The 16,148-nt window shown below is 68.1% G+C and carries 14 protein-coding genes; 5 read left to right on the forward strand and 9 right to left on the reverse strand.

Features of this window, described 5'->3' with window-relative positions:
* Positions 1–137 precede the first annotated feature (137 nt).
* The 4 genes from NP80_RS16085 to NP80_RS16100 are packed head-to-tail and all read right to left on the reverse strand — an operon-like array spanning position 138 to position 3,769.
* Positions 138–869, reverse strand: coding sequence for a PqiC family protein (locus NP80_RS16085; protein ID WP_006401658.1), 732 nt, complete (start codon positions 867–869; stop codon positions 138–140).
* Positions 866–2,485, reverse strand: a complete 1,620-nt coding sequence (locus NP80_RS16090) for a PqiB family protein (protein ID WP_006401657.1) — start codon at positions 2,483–2,485, stop codon at positions 866–868. Before NP80_RS16090 ends, NP80_RS16085 begins: the two co-directional genes overlap by 4 nt.
* A complete protein-coding gene (locus NP80_RS16095) occupies positions 2,478–3,107 on the reverse strand; it encodes a paraquat-inducible protein A (RefSeq protein WP_006401656.1) in 630 nt (209 codons plus the stop codon). Before NP80_RS16095 ends, NP80_RS16090 begins: the two co-directional genes overlap by 8 nt.
* A complete protein-coding gene (locus NP80_RS16100; protein ID WP_006408341.1) occupies positions 3,104–3,769 on the reverse strand; it encodes a paraquat-inducible protein A in 666 nt (221 codons plus the stop codon). Before NP80_RS16100 ends, NP80_RS16095 begins: the two co-directional genes overlap by 4 nt.
* A 256-nt stretch (positions 3,770–4,025) precedes the next feature.
* Between NP80_RS16100 and NP80_RS16105 the strand changes: the two genes are divergently transcribed.
* From NP80_RS16105 to NP80_RS16120, 4 genes are all read left to right on the forward strand, one after another.
* Entirely contained in the window at positions 4,026–4,586 is a 561-nt protein-coding gene (locus NP80_RS16105; protein ID WP_006408342.1) for a cytochrome b, read from the forward strand.
* Positions 4,587–4,594: 8 nt separating this feature from the next.
* Positions 4,595–5,155 (forward strand): YceI family protein, encoded by a 561-nt coding sequence (locus NP80_RS16110; RefSeq protein ID WP_006410365.1) that lies wholly within the window; start codon positions 4,595–4,597, stop codon positions 5,153–5,155.
* Positions 5,156–5,219: 64 nt separating this feature from the next.
* Entirely contained in the window at positions 5,220–5,801 is a 582-nt protein-coding gene (locus tag NP80_RS16115) for a YceI family protein (RefSeq protein WP_006408344.1), read from the forward strand.
* Between the two features lie 178 nt (positions 5,802–5,979).
* Positions 5,980–7,257, forward strand: coding sequence for an MFS transporter (locus tag NP80_RS16120; protein WP_006410366.1), 1,278 nt, complete (start codon positions 5,980–5,982; stop codon positions 7,255–7,257).
* A gap of 224 nt (positions 7,258–7,481) precedes the next feature.
* Here NP80_RS16120 and secF read toward each other — a convergent pair whose 3' ends face one another.
* The 5 genes from secF to queA all read right to left on the reverse strand — a co-directional run bounded on the left by secF (position 7,482) and on the right by queA (position 13,584).
* Positions 7,482–8,432 carry a protein translocase subunit SecF gene (gene secF / locus NP80_RS16125; RefSeq protein WP_006401649.1) on the reverse strand — a complete coding sequence of 317 codons (951 nt, stop codon included), beginning with the start codon at positions 8,430–8,432 and terminating at the stop codon, positions 7,482–7,484.
* Positions 8,433–8,450: 18 nt separating this feature from the next.
* Complete coding sequence (gene secD, locus NP80_RS16130; protein WP_006408348.1) at positions 8,451–10,472, reverse strand: protein translocase subunit SecD; 2,022 nt, start codon at positions 10,470–10,472, stop codon at positions 8,451–8,453.
* Between the two features lie 105 nt (positions 10,473–10,577).
* Positions 10,578–10,901, reverse strand: coding sequence for a preprotein translocase subunit YajC (gene yajC / locus NP80_RS16135; RefSeq protein WP_006401647.1), 324 nt, complete (start codon positions 10,899–10,901; stop codon positions 10,578–10,580).
* A gap of 234 nt (positions 10,902–11,135) precedes the next feature.
* Positions 11,136–12,335, reverse strand: coding sequence for a tRNA guanosine(34) transglycosylase Tgt (gene tgt, locus NP80_RS16140; RefSeq protein ID WP_006408350.1), 1,200 nt, complete (start codon positions 12,333–12,335; stop codon positions 11,136–11,138).
* A gap of 181 nt (positions 12,336–12,516) precedes the next feature.
* Positions 12,517–13,584 (reverse strand): tRNA preQ1(34) S-adenosylmethionine ribosyltransferase-isomerase QueA, encoded by a 1,068-nt coding sequence (queA, locus tag NP80_RS16145; protein ID WP_006408352.1) that lies wholly within the window; start codon positions 13,582–13,584, stop codon positions 12,517–12,519.
* Positions 13,585–13,751: 167 nt separating this feature from the next.
* Here queA and recG point away from each other — a divergent pair, with 167 nt between their 5' ends.
* Positions 13,752–16,127 (forward strand): ATP-dependent DNA helicase RecG, encoded by a 2,376-nt coding sequence (gene recG, locus NP80_RS16150; RefSeq protein WP_006408353.1) that lies wholly within the window; start codon positions 13,752–13,754, stop codon positions 16,125–16,127.
* Positions 16,128–16,148: the final 21 nt, after the last annotated feature.

Genomic DNA, 16,148 nt, shown 5'->3' on the forward strand with positions numbered 1-16,148 from the left:
CAGCCGGCGGCGCGAGCGTGAAAGTGCGTAGGATCGTCAATCGACCGCAAAAACGCAAGGCGACCGCGCGACGCGGCGCCGGTTCCGGTCGACTTTGACAAAGAGTGCAAAGTCGCGCGGCGGAGAGCCGCGCGCTTTTACGCGCCCGGCTGGCCGGTCGCGCCGGCGTCGGTCGCGGGCGCCGCAGCCGGCGCCGGCGGGCAGGGCACGAGCGGCGGGACCGCTGCGGCGGCCGTCTTGCCGGCCGGCTGCGCGGCCGTGCCGCGGCGCGCGGCGAGCGCGCGCACGCCGGCCGCCGCCTGCGCCGCGATCGCGTCGAGCGCGCGCCGATGGCCGGCGACCAGCGCGTCGTAGCCGCTGCCGACCGGCTCGGCGACGCTCGTGCGGCACGTCATGACCGCTTGCGAGCCGACCGCGCGCACGCTCCATACCGCGTCGATCGCCGCGCGCTTGCCGGGCCACGATTCGAAGCGCTGCACGTTCACGCTGATCCGGTACACGGGCATGCCCGGCGGCACGGCGGAATCGGCGACGTCGATCGTGCCGAGCCGCGCGGCGAGATCGTCGGACAGCGCCCGGCGGATTTCGTCGGCGGGCGGCGCTGCCCAGCGCTCCTGTTCGAGCACGTCGACCTGCGCGCCGCCCTTCTGCACGACGAGCTGATTCTTCGCGATCTGCTCGGGCACGTCGACCGACGGCACTTCGATCAGGAACGGCGGATTGGCCGGCGCGGTGCGCGCGGGCGCGGCGGCGTCGGCGCGGGCGAGCGTATAGAACCGCGCGGGCGGCGAACTGCACGCGGCAAGCGCGAGTGCGGCGAGCACGGCCGCCGCGCCGCTCGCGAGAACGTTCACGCGAGTCGTCGTCATGGTTGATCTCCTGGCTTGCCCTTGATCAGCGATTCGGGATGGCGCTCCAGATAGTCGGCGAGCGCGTTGAGCGACTGCAGCGTGCGCGTGAGCTCCTTCAGCGCGCCGCGCACGTCGGACTGCAGCGGCGAATCCTGCTGCAGCGTCGCTTCGGCGGTCGAGAAGGTCTGCTTCGCGGCCGACAGCGTGTCGCGCGCCTCCGGCGCGACCTGCGTGTCGAGCTGCTTGAACAGCTTGTCGGCGTTCGACAGCGCGCTGTTCAGGTTCGCGCCGATCTGGTCGAACGGCACCTTGTCGAGCTTCTTCGCGATGTCGGCGACCTGCAGCTGCAGTTCGTCGAGCGTGTTCGGCACGGTCGGCAGCTCGAGCGGCTGATGCGACACGTCGACCTTCGCGGGCGGCGCCTTCGGGAAGAAGTCGAGCGCGACGTACAGCTGGCTCGTCAGCAGGTTGCCGGTGCGCAGCTGGCCGCGCAGCCCGTGCTGGACGAGACGCTGGACGATCTCGAGGCGCGCCGCTTCGCCCTTGCTCGCGATCGTCTCGCGGAAGCGCCGGCCGAGCCGTTCCGGATACACGTTCATCGTGACCGGCATCGTGAAGTTCTTCGTCTTCGGATCGTAGTCGATGCCGATGTTCGTCACTTCGCCGAGCACGATGCCGCGGAAGTCGACCGGCGCGCCGATCCCGAGCCCGCGCAGCGACTGGTTGAAGTTCATCACGACCTGCAGCGGCTGGCCGTCCGGATCGCGCATCGCGTCGCCTTCGTCGGCCGCCAGGCGGAACGTCGTGTTGTTCGGCGCGAGCACACCGCTGCTCTGGTTCGGCGGCGTCTGGAACGCGATACCGCCGAGGATGACCGTTGCGAGCGACTGCGTGTTCAGCTTCAGCCCGCTCGAGTCGAGCCGCAGATCGACGCCGCTCGCCTGCCACCAGCGCGAGTTCGTGCCGACGTACTGGTCGTACGGCGCATTGACGAACACGTTGAACGTGACGCCCGTGCCGTCCTTGTCGAGCGAGAAGCCGACCACCTGGCCGACCTGCACGCGCCGGTAGTAGACGGGCGAGCCGATGTCGACGGAGCCGAGCGAATCGCCGCGCAGCACGTACTGCGTGCCCTTCTGGTCCGCCGTGACGGCCGGCGGCTTCTCGAGACCCGTGAAGTCGGTCTGCACGTCCTGCGAGCGGCCCGCGTCGACGCCGATGTACGCGCCGGACAGCAGCGTGCCGAGCCCCGACACGCCGGTCGCGCCGACGCGCGGCCGCACGATCCAGAAGCGCGAGTCCTTGACCGCGAAGTCTTCGGCTTCCTTCTTGAGCTGCACTTCGACGAGCACGCGCGACAGGTCCTTCGACAGCTTGATCGTCTTGACCATGCCGATCTCGACGTCCTTGTACTTGACCTGCGTCTTGCCGGGCTCGAGCCCTTCGGCGCTATGGAAGCTGATCGTGATCTCGGGGCCGCGTTCGCGCACCGAGCGCACGACGAGGCCGATCCCGATCAGCGCGGCGATCAGCGGCACGAGCCAGACGAGCGACGGCAGCCAGCCGCTTTTCGTCGAGATCGTCGGGTCGGGCGGCCGGGACTCGTCGTGTTGCGGGCCTTGCGGACTATTCATGGTGTTTCCCTGAGGTTTCGACTGGATCCCAGATCAGACGGGGATCGAACTGCATCGACGCGAGCATCGTCAGGATTACGACCGAGCCGAACGCAAGTGCGCCGGGGCCGGCCGTGATGACGGCAAGCGAGCGGAAATGGACGAGCGCGACGGTGAGCGTCACGACGAAGATGTCGAGCATCGACCAGCGGCCGATGCGCTCGACGATCCGGTACAGGCGCGTGCGCTGCAGCGGCCGCCATGCGGTGCGGCGCTGCGCGCTGATCACGAGGATCAGCAGCACGCCGAGCTTGAGCATCGGCACGAGGATGCTGGCGACGAACACGACGACCGCGAGCGGCCAGTCGCCCGACACCCAGAAGTAGATGACGCCGCTCATGATCGTGTCCTGCTGCGAGCCCATCAGCGACGAGGTGCGCATGATCGGCAGCAGGTTGGCCGGAATGTACAGGATCGCGGCGGCGATCAGCAGCGCCCACGTGCGCGCGATGCTGTTCGGCGTGCGAAAGTGCAGCGCGCTGCCGCAGCGCGCACAGTGCGCGTGCGGCCGGTCGAGCGTCTGCACGAGCCCGCACGCATGGCAGCTGACATAGCCCTCGCGGGCGGCGGTCGGCGTCGTCATCGGCGGGCGCCTTCGGCCAGCGGCGCGACGCCGTCGCGCGGCGTACGCATGCGGCCGGCGCGCAGATCGTCCGCGATGTCCCACAGCGTGCGCGGATCGAACATCAGCACGACCGCGAGCATCAGCGTGAGCGCGCCGAACGCGAACAGCGCCGCTTCCGGCACGACGCGCGCGAGGCTCACCATCTTCACGATCGTCACGAGGATGCCGAGCATGAAGACCTCGATCATCCCCCACGGGCGCACGAGCTGCACCGCGCGCAGCACGGCGTTGAAGCCGGGCGGAATCACGCCGCGCCGTATCGGCAGCAGCAGATACAGCAGCGCCGACATTTCGACGAGCGGGAACAGCACGGTCGAGCAGAACACCATCGCGCCGACGATCGCCATGTCCTGCCGCCAGAGCGCGTCGATCGCGCCGATCAGCGTCGTCTGTACGCGGTTGCCGTTCACGTCCATCTCGAGGATCGGGAAGGTCTGCGCGATCACGAACGTGATCAGCGCGGCGAGCGCGAGCGCGCAGATCCGCTCGATCTGCGAGGCGCTGTTGCGATAGAGCATCGCGTCGCAGCGCGGGCAGCGCGCGACTTCGTGTCCGCTAAGGCGCGGTTTATGCAACAGTGCGTCGCACTCGTGACAGGCAATCAGATCGTTTCGTTGCATGGACAAAGGGGTTGCGCGACGGCGAAAGGCGGCGTCGACGGGGCCGGAACCCGCGCCAATCTTACCAAAACGCCTTTTGCACCGTGTCGACGGGCGCCGCCGCCGTGACCGGTCTGTAACATGGCGGCAGGCGGGCGGCGCGATGACGCGTCTGTCCTCAGATGCCGCGCGCGTCAAAAGGTTGCGGTAGCATGGCGCCCGTGACGAGTACCGGCCGCGACGGCCGGCGGCCGTTCGCTGAACTGAGGAACGCAAGATGACATCGAATTCGCTGCGGCCCGCGCCGTCGGGCTATACGGGCACCGCGATCGCGCTGCACTGGCTGATCGCGCTGCTGATCGTCTGCGGCTTCGCGCTCGGCTGGGTGATGACCGACATTCCGGGCTTCACGCCGACGAAGCTGAAGTACTTCTCGTGGCACAAGTGGATCGGCGTGACGGTGTTCGCGCTCGCGATCGTGCGCGTGCTGTGGCGCGCGACGCACGTGCCGCCCGCGCTGCCGGCCGGCATGCGCGCGTGGCAGCGCACCGCGGCGCACGTGGGGCATCTGCTGCTGTACGTGCTGATGCTCGTGATTCCGGCGACCGGCTATCTGTACAGCTCGGCTTCGAACATCCCGGTCGTCTATCTGGGCATCGTGCCGCTGCCGCGGCTGATCGATCCCGATCCGGTGCTGAAGGAAACCTTCAAGACGCTTCACGTGTCTTTGAATTACATTTTGCTTGCGCTCGTGTCGCTGCACGTGCTCGCGGCGCTCAAGCACCAGCTGGTGGACCGCGACGGCCTGCTGTCGCGGATGCTTCCCTTTGCCAAATGAAGGATCCCATGAAAGTGTCTTTCTCCCGTTCCATGCTGGCCGCGTTCGCCGCGGCGTCACTCGTCGCGTCGGGCGCGGCGCTCGCCGACGTCGACCTGGCGAAGAGCAAGGTGTCCGCGGTGTCGAGGCAGATGAACGTGCCGACCGAAGGCGTGTTCAAGAAGTTTTCCGCGCAGGTGAAGTTCGATCCGGCGAAGGCCGCGCAAGGCAGCGCGCAGATGACGATCGACGTCGCGAGCTTCGACCTCGGCGACAAGATGTACAACGACCAGGTCGCGGGCAAGGAGTGGTTCGACGCGAAGGCGTATCCGCAGGCGACCTTCGTGTCGTCGGCGATCGCGCCGGCCGGCGGCAACAAGTACAACGTGACCGGCAAGCTGACGATCAAGGGCAAGACGGAGAACGTCACGGTGCCCGTCACGGTCACGCAGAGCGGCGCGACGCAGACCTTCGACGGCGTGCTGCCGATCAAGCGCTCGACGTTCAACGTCGGCACCGGCGAATGGAAGGACACGTCGGTCGTGGCGGACGAAGTGCAGATCAAGTTCCATCTCGTCGCGACGAAGTAAGCGGCGGGCTGTCGCACCACCCGAATGCCGCGCGAGGGCGCGGCGTTGTTCCTAGGAGAATGAGTTGAAAAAGCATCTGATGATCGCCGCCGGCGCGCTCGCCGCTTCGCTGTCGTTCTCGGCATTCGCCGAAAGCGCGACGTACCAGTTCGATCCGAGCCACACGTATCCGAGTTTCGAGGCCGATCACTTCGGCGGCCTGTCGGTCTGGCGCGGCAAGTTCGACAAGTCGAGCGGCACCGTGACACTCGATCGCGCGGCGAAGACGGGGACGGTCGAGGTGACGACCGACATCGCGTCGATCCACACCGGCAGCGCGAAGCTCGACGAGCATCTGCAGACGGCCGACTTCTTCGACGCCGCGAAGTATCCGCAAGCCGTCTACAAGGGCACGATCAAGTTCGACGGCGACAAGCCGGCGTCGGTCGTCGGCAACCTGACGCTGCATGGCGTCACGAAGCCGCTGACGCTCAAGATCGACTCGTTCAAGTGCATGCCGCATCCGATGCTCAAGCGCGAAGTGTGCGGCGTCGACGCGGTCGGCGAATTCAACCGCGACGAATTCGGCCTCGACTACGGCAAGCAGTACGGCTTCAAGATGCAGACGAAGCTGCTGATCACGGCCGAAGCCGTCAAGCAGCAGTAACGCGCGCAGCCGGGCGGCGCGTCGCGCCGGCCCGCCGCGAACCGGCCGCCGCGCTCCCGATCGGGGCGCGGCGGACTTTTTTTACGTGCCTATAATCGTTCGGGCGCCTGCCGGCGCGGCGGCCGACCGCGTACGCGGCGGCGCGCGAACAGAACGTACAACGACAAGGAGATCGCCGATGCATGCCGTCACGCCGTCCCGTTCCATAGCCTCGTCGCCGCGCGTGTGGCGCGCGGTGGTCGCCGCGTCGATCGGCAACGCGCTCGAGTGGTTCGACCTCGTCGTCTACGGCTTTTTCGCGGTGACGATTTCCAGGCTGTTCTTTCCGGCCGGCAACGACACCGTGTCGCTGCTGCTCACGCTCGGCACCTTCGGCGTGTCGTTCTTCATGCGTCCGCTCGGCGCGATCGTGCTCGGCGCCTATGCGGACCGCGCGGGCCGCAAGGCCGCGCTCACGCTGTCGATCCTGTTGATGATGGCGGGCACGCTGATCATCGCGGTGCTGCCGACCTACGAGACGATCGGCATCGCGGCGCCGCTGATCCTCGTCGCCGCGCGGCTGATGCAGGGCTTTTCGGCCGGCGGCGAGTTCGGCAGCGCGACCGCGTTCCTCGCCGAGCACGTGCCGGGGCGGCGCGGCTTCTTCGCAAGCTGGCAGGTCGCGAGCCAGGGCCTGACGACGCTGCTCGCGGCCGGCTTCGGCACCGTGCTGAACGCGCAGCTGACGGCCGCGCAGATGGCCGCGTGGGGCTGGCGCGTGCCGTTCTTCTTCGGGCTGCTGCTGGGGCCGGTGGCTTACTACATCCGCAAGAAGGTCGACGAGACGCCGGAGTTCCTCGCGGCCGAAAGCACCGCGAGCCCGCTGCGCGACACGTTCGCGTCGCACAAGGCGCGGCTCGTTGCCGCGATCGGCGCGGTGGTGCTCGGCACGGTCGCGACGTATCTCGTGCTGTTCATGCCGACCTACGGCGTGAAGCAGCTCGGCCTCGCGCCGTCGGCCGCGTTTGCGGCGATTCTCGTCGTCGGCGTGATCCAGATGGCGTTCGCGCCGCTCGTCGGCCACTGGTCGGACCGTTACGGCCGCGTGCGCGTGATGCTCGCGCCGGCGCTCGGCTTCCTCGTGCTGATCTACCCGGCATTCGCGTATCTGGTCGCGCATCCGGGCTTCGGCACGCTGATCGCGCTGCAGGTGCTGCTTGCCGTGCTGATGACGGGCTATTTCGCGGCGCTGCCGGGCTTGTTGTCCGAGGTGTTTCCGGTGCAGACGCGCACGACCGGGATGTCGCTCGCGTACAACGTCGCGGTGACGATCTTCGGCGGCTTCGGGCCGTTCATCATCGCGTGGCTGATCAAGGCGACCGGGATGAAGACCGCGCCAAGCTTCTACCTGATGTTCGCGGCAGTGCTGAGTCTCGCGGCGCTGGTCGTGTTGCGCAGGCGGTTCGGGTTTCGGTGACGGGGCGGCGTCGGCGCCGCGCCCGCGAGGAGGGGCGGCGTCGCGGCGGCGCAGTGTTGCGCCCCTGCGGTAAGCGGACGGGGAAGGGGAGCGCTTCAGCCTACCGGGCAACGCTTCGACGCCGGCGGCTGAACGTAGCCGCCGCGTGCGACCAAACATAAAAAAAGCCGGCCCTGTCGGACCGGCTTTGCGCGTTTACCGCAACGGTGACGCAGCGGCGGCGCTCAGACCTGCGCGCCTGCGTTCGGATCGTCCGGATCGTGCGCGACCTTCTTTTCCTTGATCAAGTCTTCGCGCTTGATGCCGAGCCACATCGCGAGCGAGCCCGCGACGAACACCGACGAATAGATGCCGAACATGATGCCGACCGTCAGCGCGAGTGCGAAGTAGTGCAGCGTCGGGCCGCCGAAGAAGAACATCGACAGCACCATCATTTCCGTCGACGTGTGCGTGATGATCGTCCGCGACATCGTCGTCGTGATCGCGTGGTTGATCACCTCCGGCACCGTCATCTTGCGTTCGCGGCGGAACGTCTCCCGGATCCGGTCGAAGATGACGACCGACTCGTTCACCGAGTAGCCGAGCACCGCGAGAATCGCCGCGAGCACCGCGAGCGAGAACTCCCACTGGAAGAACGCGAAGAACCCGAGAATGATCACGACGTCGTGCAGGTTCGCGATGATGCCGGCGACCGCGTACTTCCATTCGAAGCGGATCGACAGGTAGATCACGATGCCGATCACGACGCAGGCGAGCGCGAGCAGCCCGTCGGTCGCGAGCTCGCGGCCGACCTGCGGGCCGACGAACTCGACGCGCTGCAGCGTGACGTCCGGACTTTGCGCCTTCAGCGCCGTCATCACCTGATCGCTCTGTTGCGCGGAGGTCAGGCCTTCCTTCAACTGCAGGCGGATCAGGACGTTGCGCGAGGTGCCGAAGTTCTGCACTTGCGCGTCGGCGTAGCCGAGCTTGCCCAGCGTCGCGCGCACGGGTTCGAGCTGCGCGGCCTGCTGGTACTGCACCTCGATCACCGTACCGCCGGTGAACTCGACCGACAGGTGCAGCCCGCGGTGGAACAGGAAGAACACGGCGGCGAGGAACGTGACCAGCGAGATCACGTTGAACACCAGCGCGTGCCGCATGAACGGAATGTCTTTACGGATGCGGAAAAATTCCATGGCTTCGTCTCCGGGGCCTTATTGGGTCGAGCCCGGTTTCTTCGGCGACACGCCCGGCTGCGCACGGTTGCGCAGTTGCGGCTTGCCGGCGCGCGGCGCGTTGCCCTTCGGCGGGGCGGCGAGCTTCGCGGCGCGCGCGGTGTCGGTCGATTCGTCGGCCGCCGCGAGCGACGCGGCCGCTGCGGCGCCTTCCGGCCGCCACACCTGGCCGATCGCGAGCGACTTCAGCTTCTTGCGGCCGCCGTACCAGAGGTTGACGATCCCGCGCGAGAAGAACACCGCGGAGAACATCGACGTCAGGATGCCGAGGCAGTGCACGATCGCGAACGCGCGCACCGGGCCCGAACCGAACGCGAGCAGCGCGAGACCGGCGATCAGCGTCGTCACGTTCGAGTCGAGAATCGTCGCCCATGCGTGCGCGTAGCCGGCCTGGATCGCGAGTTGCGGCGGCTGGCCCGCGCGCAGTTCCTCACGCACGCGCTCGTTGATCAGCACGTTCGAGTCGATCGCCATACCAAGCGCGAGCGCGATAGCGGCGATGCCCGGCAGCGTCAGCGTCGCCTGCATCAGCGACAGCACCGCGACGAGCAGCAGCAGGTTGACCGACAGACCGATCACCGAGATCACGCCGAACAGCATGTAGTAGGCGATCATGAACACCGCGATCGCGCAGAAGCCCCAGATCACCGAGTGCACGCCCATCTTGATGTTGTCGGCGCCGAGGCTCGGGCCGATCGTGCGTTCCTCGATGATGTCCATCGGCGCGGCGAGCGAGCCGGCGCGCAGCAGCAGCGCGAGATCGGCTGCGGCCTGCGGCGTGGGCTGGCCCGTGATCTGGAAGCGGTCGCCGAGCTCCGACTGGATCGTCGCGACCGTCAGCACTTCGCCCTTGCCCTTCTCGAACAGCACCATCGCCATCGGCTTGCCGATGTTGTCGCGCGACACGGTGCGCACGGCGCGGCCGCCCGCCGAATCGAGGCGGATGTTGACCGACGGACGCTGGTGTTCATCGAAGCCGGCCGACGCGTCGATGATGCGGTCGCCGGTGAAGATCACATCCTTCTTCAGCAGCACGGGCACCTGGTTGCCCTGCGTGAACAGTTCCTCGCCCGGCGGCACCGGATCGTTCGGATTCGGATGCGTGTTGATCGGATCGGCGAGGCGCGCTTCGAGCGTCGCCGTGCGGCCGATGATGTCCTTCGCCTTCGCGGTGTCCTGTACGCCCGGCAGTTCGACGACGATGCGGTCGTTGCCTTGCTGCTGCAGGATCGGCTCCGACACGCCGAGTTCGTTCACGCGGTTGTGCAGCGTGGTCAGGTTCTGCTTCAGCGCGGCGTCTTCGACGGCCTTCTGCACGGCCGGCGTGAACGTGCCGACGACCTGCGTGCCGCCGCCGCCCGGCTGCGTCGCCCATTGCAGTTCGGTGATCGACGACGCGAGCACCTTGCGTGCGTCTTCCGCCGTCTGCGCGTCGCTGAAGTTCACGACGACCGATTGATCGACGCGGCTCACGCCGCCGTCGCGGATGTTCTTGTCGCGCAGCAGCGAGCGCGCGTCGGCCGCATCGGAGTCGAGCTTCTTCGTGAGCGCGCCCGTCATGTCGACCTGGAGCAGGAAGTGGACGCCGCCGCGCAGGTCGAGGCCCAGATACATCGGCAGCGCGTGCAGCGCGGTCAGCCAGCGCGGCGAGGCGCTCTGCAGGTTCAGCGCGACTACGTATTGCGGATCGTTCGGGTCGGCGTTCAGCGTCTTTTGCAGCAGATCCTTCACGCGCAGCTGCGTGTCGGTGTCCTTCAGGCGCACGCGGATGTTCGCGTTGGTCGCCGTGTTCTCGAAGGTGACGTCGTCCGGCTTGATCTGCGCGGCCGCGAGCGCCGTTTCGACCTGCGTCAGCGTGTTCGCGTCGAGCTTGACCGTGGCCTTGCCGCTCGACACCTGCACCGCCGGCGCTTCGCCGAAGAAATTGGGCAATGTGTACAGAAAGCCGATGGCGAGCGCCACGACCATCACGACATATTTCCAGAGTGGGTAACGATTCATGAGGGGGCCGAACGGATGGTTGGCATGAAAGCGTCGCGTCCGGCGCCGCGGCGGCCGGCCCGGCAGGGCAGCGGCGACGCGGGAGCCGGACGCTCGGTGACGGGCTTACAGCGACTTGATCGTGCCCTTCGGCAGAATGGTCGTGACGGCCGCCTTCTGCACCGTGATTTCGGTGCCTTCGGCGATCTCGACGCCGATGTAGCCTTCGCTGACCTTCGTCACCTTGCCGACGAGGCCGCCGCTCGTGACGACTTCGTCGCCCTTGGCCATGGCGGCGAGCATGTTGCGGTGCTCCTTCTGCCGCTTCATCTGCGGACGGATCATGATGAAGTAGAGCACGGCGAACATCAGGATGAGCGGCAGGAAGCTCATCAGGCTCGATTCGGCGCCACCGGCACCTTGCGCGAAGGCATTGGAAATGAACGGCACGTTGGTCTCTCCGTAGGGGAAGATCGAAAATTAAGCCGGTTATTCTACCACCGGCCCCATCTGCAAACGGCGCGGCAAATGCGCTTTGGGATCAAGCTGTTAAAGCGCGAAGCGCGATTGCCGCGACCGGTTTGGAAAGGTAATTGTAATGTTTTGGCGATCGGGACCGAGCGGCGCGACGCATTATTTCGTTCGCATACGATGCGCGGGCCACGCCCGGCCAGGCCAGGCCCGTCAGTCGACGCCTCTCGCGCGATCCTCCGCGAAGCGCTGGCGGAACGCGTCGAACGTGTGCGATTCGATCGCGTCGCGGATCTCGCTCATCAGCTGCAGGTAGTAGTGCAGGTTGTGGATCGTGTTCAGCTGCGCGCCGAGGATTTCGCCGACGCGGTGCAGGTGATGCAGATAGCCGCGCGAGAAATTGCTGCACGTGTAGCAGGTGCAGCTCGGGTCGAGCGGCTTCAGCGAGTTCTTGTGCGTCGCGTTGCGGATCTTCACGTCGCCGAAGCGCGTGAAGAGCCAGCCGTTGCGCGCGTTGCGCGTGGGCATCACGCAGTCGAACATGTCGACGCCGTTCGCAACGCCCTCGACGAGATCCTCGGGCGTGCCGACGCCCATCAGGTAGTGCGGCTTGTGCGCCGGCAGCTTGGGGCCGACATGGCGCAGCACGCGCATCATGTCCTCTTTCGGCTCGCCGACCGACAACCCGCCGATCGCAAGGCCGTGGAAGCCGAGTTCCGACAGGCCCGCGAGCGATTCGTCGCGCAGATCCTCGAACATCCCGCCCTGGACGATCCCGAACAGCGCGTTCGGATTGCCGAGCCGGTTGAACTCGTCGAGCGAGCGCTTTGCCCAGCGCAGCGACATGCGCATCGAGTCGGCCGCTTCCTTGTGCGTGGTCGGCACGCCGTCGGTCGCGTACGGCGTGCATTCGTCGAACTGCATCACGATGTCCGAGTTCAGCACCTTCTGAATCTGCATCGACACTTCCGGCGACAGGAACAACTTGTCGCCGTTGATCGGCGACGCGAACGTGACGCCGTCCTCGGTGATCTTGCGCAGGTCGCCGAGCGAGAACACCTGGAAGCCGCCCGAGTCGGTCAGGATCGGCTTGTTCCAGCCCATGAAGCCGTGCAGGCCGCCGTGTGCGTCGATCGTGTCGAGGCCCGGGCGCAGCCACAGGTGGAACGTGTTGCCGAGGATGATCTGGGCCTTGATCTCGTGCAGCTCGCGCGGCTGGATCGCCTTCACGGTGCCGTAGGTGCCGACCGGCATGAAGATCGGCGTCTCGACGACGCCGTGGTTGAGCTTCACGCGGCCGCGGCGCGCGTGGCCGTCGGTCGTCAGCAGTTCGAATTCGAGCCCGTTGGCGGGGCGGGCGGGCGCGGCTTCGGGCGTGTGCGCGCGCGTATCGTGGGATGAACCTTCGGTCATCGTGGGGTGCTCCTGGCCACCGGAAAACAGTCCGGCGCAAGTTGGAAAAAGCCGCCGGAGTAGCGGCGGCGGAAAGAATGGATGTGCGCCATCGTAGCGCGCGGCGCGGGCGAGCGGCGGGCCCGTGCCGAAGGCGCCGCGGCGGCCGTGCCGTACGGCCGGCCGTCGCACGTGCGGCGCCTTACGCGTGCGTCGCCTCCGGCGTATCGCGCCGTGTGAGCAGCATCGCGTCGCCGTAGCTGAAGAAGCGGTAGCGCTGTTCGATCGCGTGGCGGTACGCGGCGCGGATCGTCTCGATGCCCGCGAACGCGGACACCAGCATCATCAGCGTCGACTTCGGCAGATGGAAATTCGTGACGAGCCGGTCGACCACTCGGAAGCGGTAGCCGGGCGTGATGAAGATGTCGGTCTCGGCCTGCGTCGCCGCGAGCGGCCGGCCGGCGGCTTCGGCGTCGCGCGCCGCGGCTTCGAGCGCGCGCATCGAGGTCGTGCCGACCGCGATCACCTTGCCGCCGCGCGCGCGCGTGGCCGCGATCTTGTCGACGAGAGACTGCGGCAGCTCGTACCACTCGCTGTGCATCTTGTGCTCGGCGATGTTCTCGACCCGCACCGGCTGGAACGTGCCCGCGCCGACGTGCAGCGTCAGCGTCGCGCGCTCGATGCCCATCGCGTCGAGCTTCGCGAGCAGCGGCTCGTCGAAGTGCAGGCCGGCCGTCGGCGCGGCGACCGCGCCCGGGTTGCTCGCATAGACCGTCTGATAGCGCGTCTCGTCGGTCGCGTCCGGATCGTGCTCGATGTACGGCGGCAGCGGCAGTCGGCCGTACTGCTCGATCAGCTCGAGGCACGGCTGCGGAAAGTGCAGCGTGAAGAACGGCTCGACGCGTTCGCCGACCGTCACGTCGAACGCGTCGGCGAGGCGCAGCGTCGTGCCGGCGCCCGGCGACTTGCTCGCGCGGATCTGCGCGAGCGCCGTGTGCGAGCCCGTCACGCGCTCGATCAGCACCTCGATCCGGCCGCCGCTCGCCTTCTGGCCGAAGAAGCGCGCCTTCAGCACCTTGGTATCGTTGAACACGAGCAGGTCGCCGCGCGCGATGCACGCCGGCAATTCGGCGAAACGGCGATCGACGAAGCGCGCGGGCTCGGCCGTCGCGTCGACCTCGAGCAGGCGGCTTGCGGTGCGGTCGGGCAGCGCGGTTTGCGCAATCAGCTCGGGCGGCAGATTGAAATCGAAATCGGAAAGCGTGAACATGCGGGCTGGTTCGAAACGGCCGGCGGGCGCCGCCGGCATGGCGGAAACGCGTAAAGGGGGCGCGCGAGCCGCTATGATGGCGGGATGCGCGGCCTGGCCGGCGTCGTTCGTTCGGACGACGTGAAAGCCGCTATTGTACTTGCCTTGCGAAGCACGCTCACGACCCGATGCCTGTCTCACCCCGCCGTTCCGCCGCCGCTGCCGATTCCGACGATCCGTTCGACACGGAGCTCGCCGCGTCGCCGCCGGCGCGCGCGGTCGATCGCGACGCCGCGCCGCCGGTCGGTCGTGCGGCGCCGCGCCGCGGACCGAAGCGCGGTGCCGACGGACGGCTCGCGCAGCCGGCCGCGGCCGCGCAGGCCGAGTCGATCGACGACGATGCGCACGCAGGCCCGCCCGCCGATGCGCCGGCAGACGCCGACGGCGCGCCGGCCGCGAAGCGCGGCAAGAAGGCCGCGGCGGCGAAATCGTCCAAGCCGGCGCTGAAAACCGCCGACAAGCTCGCGAAGCTCGGGCTCACGCGCTCGATCGATCTCGTCCTGCATCTGCCGATGCGCTACGAGGACGAAACGACGCTCACGCCGATCCGCGATCTGCTGCCGGGCGGCATCGCGCAAACCGAAGGCGTCGTGATCGACAACGAGGTCGCGTATCGCCCGCGCCGCCAGCTCGTCGTGAAGATCCGCGACGACGACGGCGAGCAGCTCGTGCTGCGTTTCCTGAATTTCTACGGCTCGCAGGTCAAGCAGATGGCGGTCGGCCAGCGCCTGCGCGTGCGCGGCGACGTGCGCGGCGGCTTCTTCGGGATGGAGATGGTGCATCCGGCGGTGCGCGTCGTCGAAGCCGATGCGCCGCTGCCGCAGGTGCTGACGCCCGTCTATCCGAGCACGGCCGGCGTGTCGCAGGCCTATCTGCGCAAGGCGATCGAGAACGCGCTCGAGCGCACGCCGCTGCCCGAGCTGCTGCCGCCCGAAATCGAGCGCGACTACCTGAAGCCGCTCGGCGTGCCGACGCTCGCTGACGCCGTGCGCATCCTCCATCATCCGGGCGTCGATTCCGACGAAGCCGCGCTGATGGACGGCTCGCATCCGGCATGGACGCGCATCAAGTTCGAGGAACTGCTCGCGCAGCAGCTGTCGCTGAAGCGCGCGCACGAGGAGCGCCGCACGCGCGCGGCGCCCGCGATGCCGCGCCGCACCGCGCGCGAGACCGACGCGCTGACCACGCGGCTCTACGCGGCGCTGCCGTTCCGGCTGACGGGCGCGCAGGCGCGCGTCGTCGACGAGATCGCGCACGATCTGACGCTGCCGCACCCGATGCAGCGGCTGCTGCAGGGCGACGTCGGCAGCGGCAAGACAGTCGTGGCTGCGCTCGCGGCCGCGCAGGCGATCGACGCCGGCTACCAGGCCGCGCTGATGGCGCCGACCGAAATCCTGGCGGAACAGCATGCGCGCAAGCTGCGCGGCTGGCTCGAGCCGCTCGGCGTGTCGGTCGCATGGCTCGCGGGCAGCCTGAAGGCGAAGGAAAAGCGCGCCGCGATCGAGGCGGCCGCGCTCGGCACCGCGCAGCTCGTGATCGGCACGCACGCGATCATCCAGGACACCGTCGAATTCGCGCGGCTCGGGCTCGTCATCGTCGACGAGCAGCATCGCTTCGGCGTCGAGCAGCGGCTCGCGCTGCGCGCGAAGGCCGCCAACGCGGCGGACGGCGCGCAGGGCTTCCAGCCGCATCAGCTGATGATGTCGGCCACGCCGATCCCGCGCACGCTCGCGATGACGTATTACGCGGATCTCGACGTGTCGACGATCGACGAACTGCCGCCGGGCCGCACGCCGGTGCTGACGCGCGTGGTCGGCGACGCGCGCCGCGACGAGGTGATCGCGCGCGTGCGAGAGGCCGCGCTGACGGGCCGCCAGGTGTACTGGGTCTGCCCGCTGATCGAGGAAAGCGAGACGCTGCAGCTGCAGACGGCGGTCGAGACCTACGAGACGCTCGCCGCCGCGCTGCCCGAACTGAAGGTCGGCCTCGTGCACGGGCGGCTGTCGCCGGCCGACAAGGCGGCCGTGATGGACGCGTTCACGCGCAACGAGGTGCAGCTGCTCGTCGCGACGACCGTGATCGAGGTCGGTGTCGACGTGCCGAACGCGTCGCTGATGGTGATCGAGCACGCCGAGCGCTTCGGCCTCGCGCAGCTGCATCAGCTGCGCGGGCGCGTCGGGCGCGGCACCGCGGCGTCGGTCTGCGTGCTGCTGTACTCGGGGCCGCTGTCGATCGCGGGCCGCGAACGGCTGAAGACGATGCGCGAGACGACCGACGGCTTCGAGATCGCACGGCGCGACCTCGAGATCCGCGGGCCCGGCGAATTCCTCGGCGCGCGTCAGTCGGGCGCCGCGATGCTGCGCTTCGCAAACCTCGAGACGGACGGCTGGCTGATCGACCCCGCGCGCGCCGCCGCCGCGCGACTGATCGCCGCGTATCCGGACGTCGTCACGCAGCATCTGGCGCGCTGGCTCGGCGCGCGCGAGCAGTATCTGAAGGCTTGAGGCCGCGTTTGAGGGTCGGAG

The sequence above is a fragment of the Burkholderia multivorans ATCC BAA-247 genome, from assembly GCF_000959525.1.
Lineage (GTDB): Bacteria > Pseudomonadota > Gammaproteobacteria > Burkholderiales > Burkholderiaceae > Burkholderia > Burkholderia multivorans.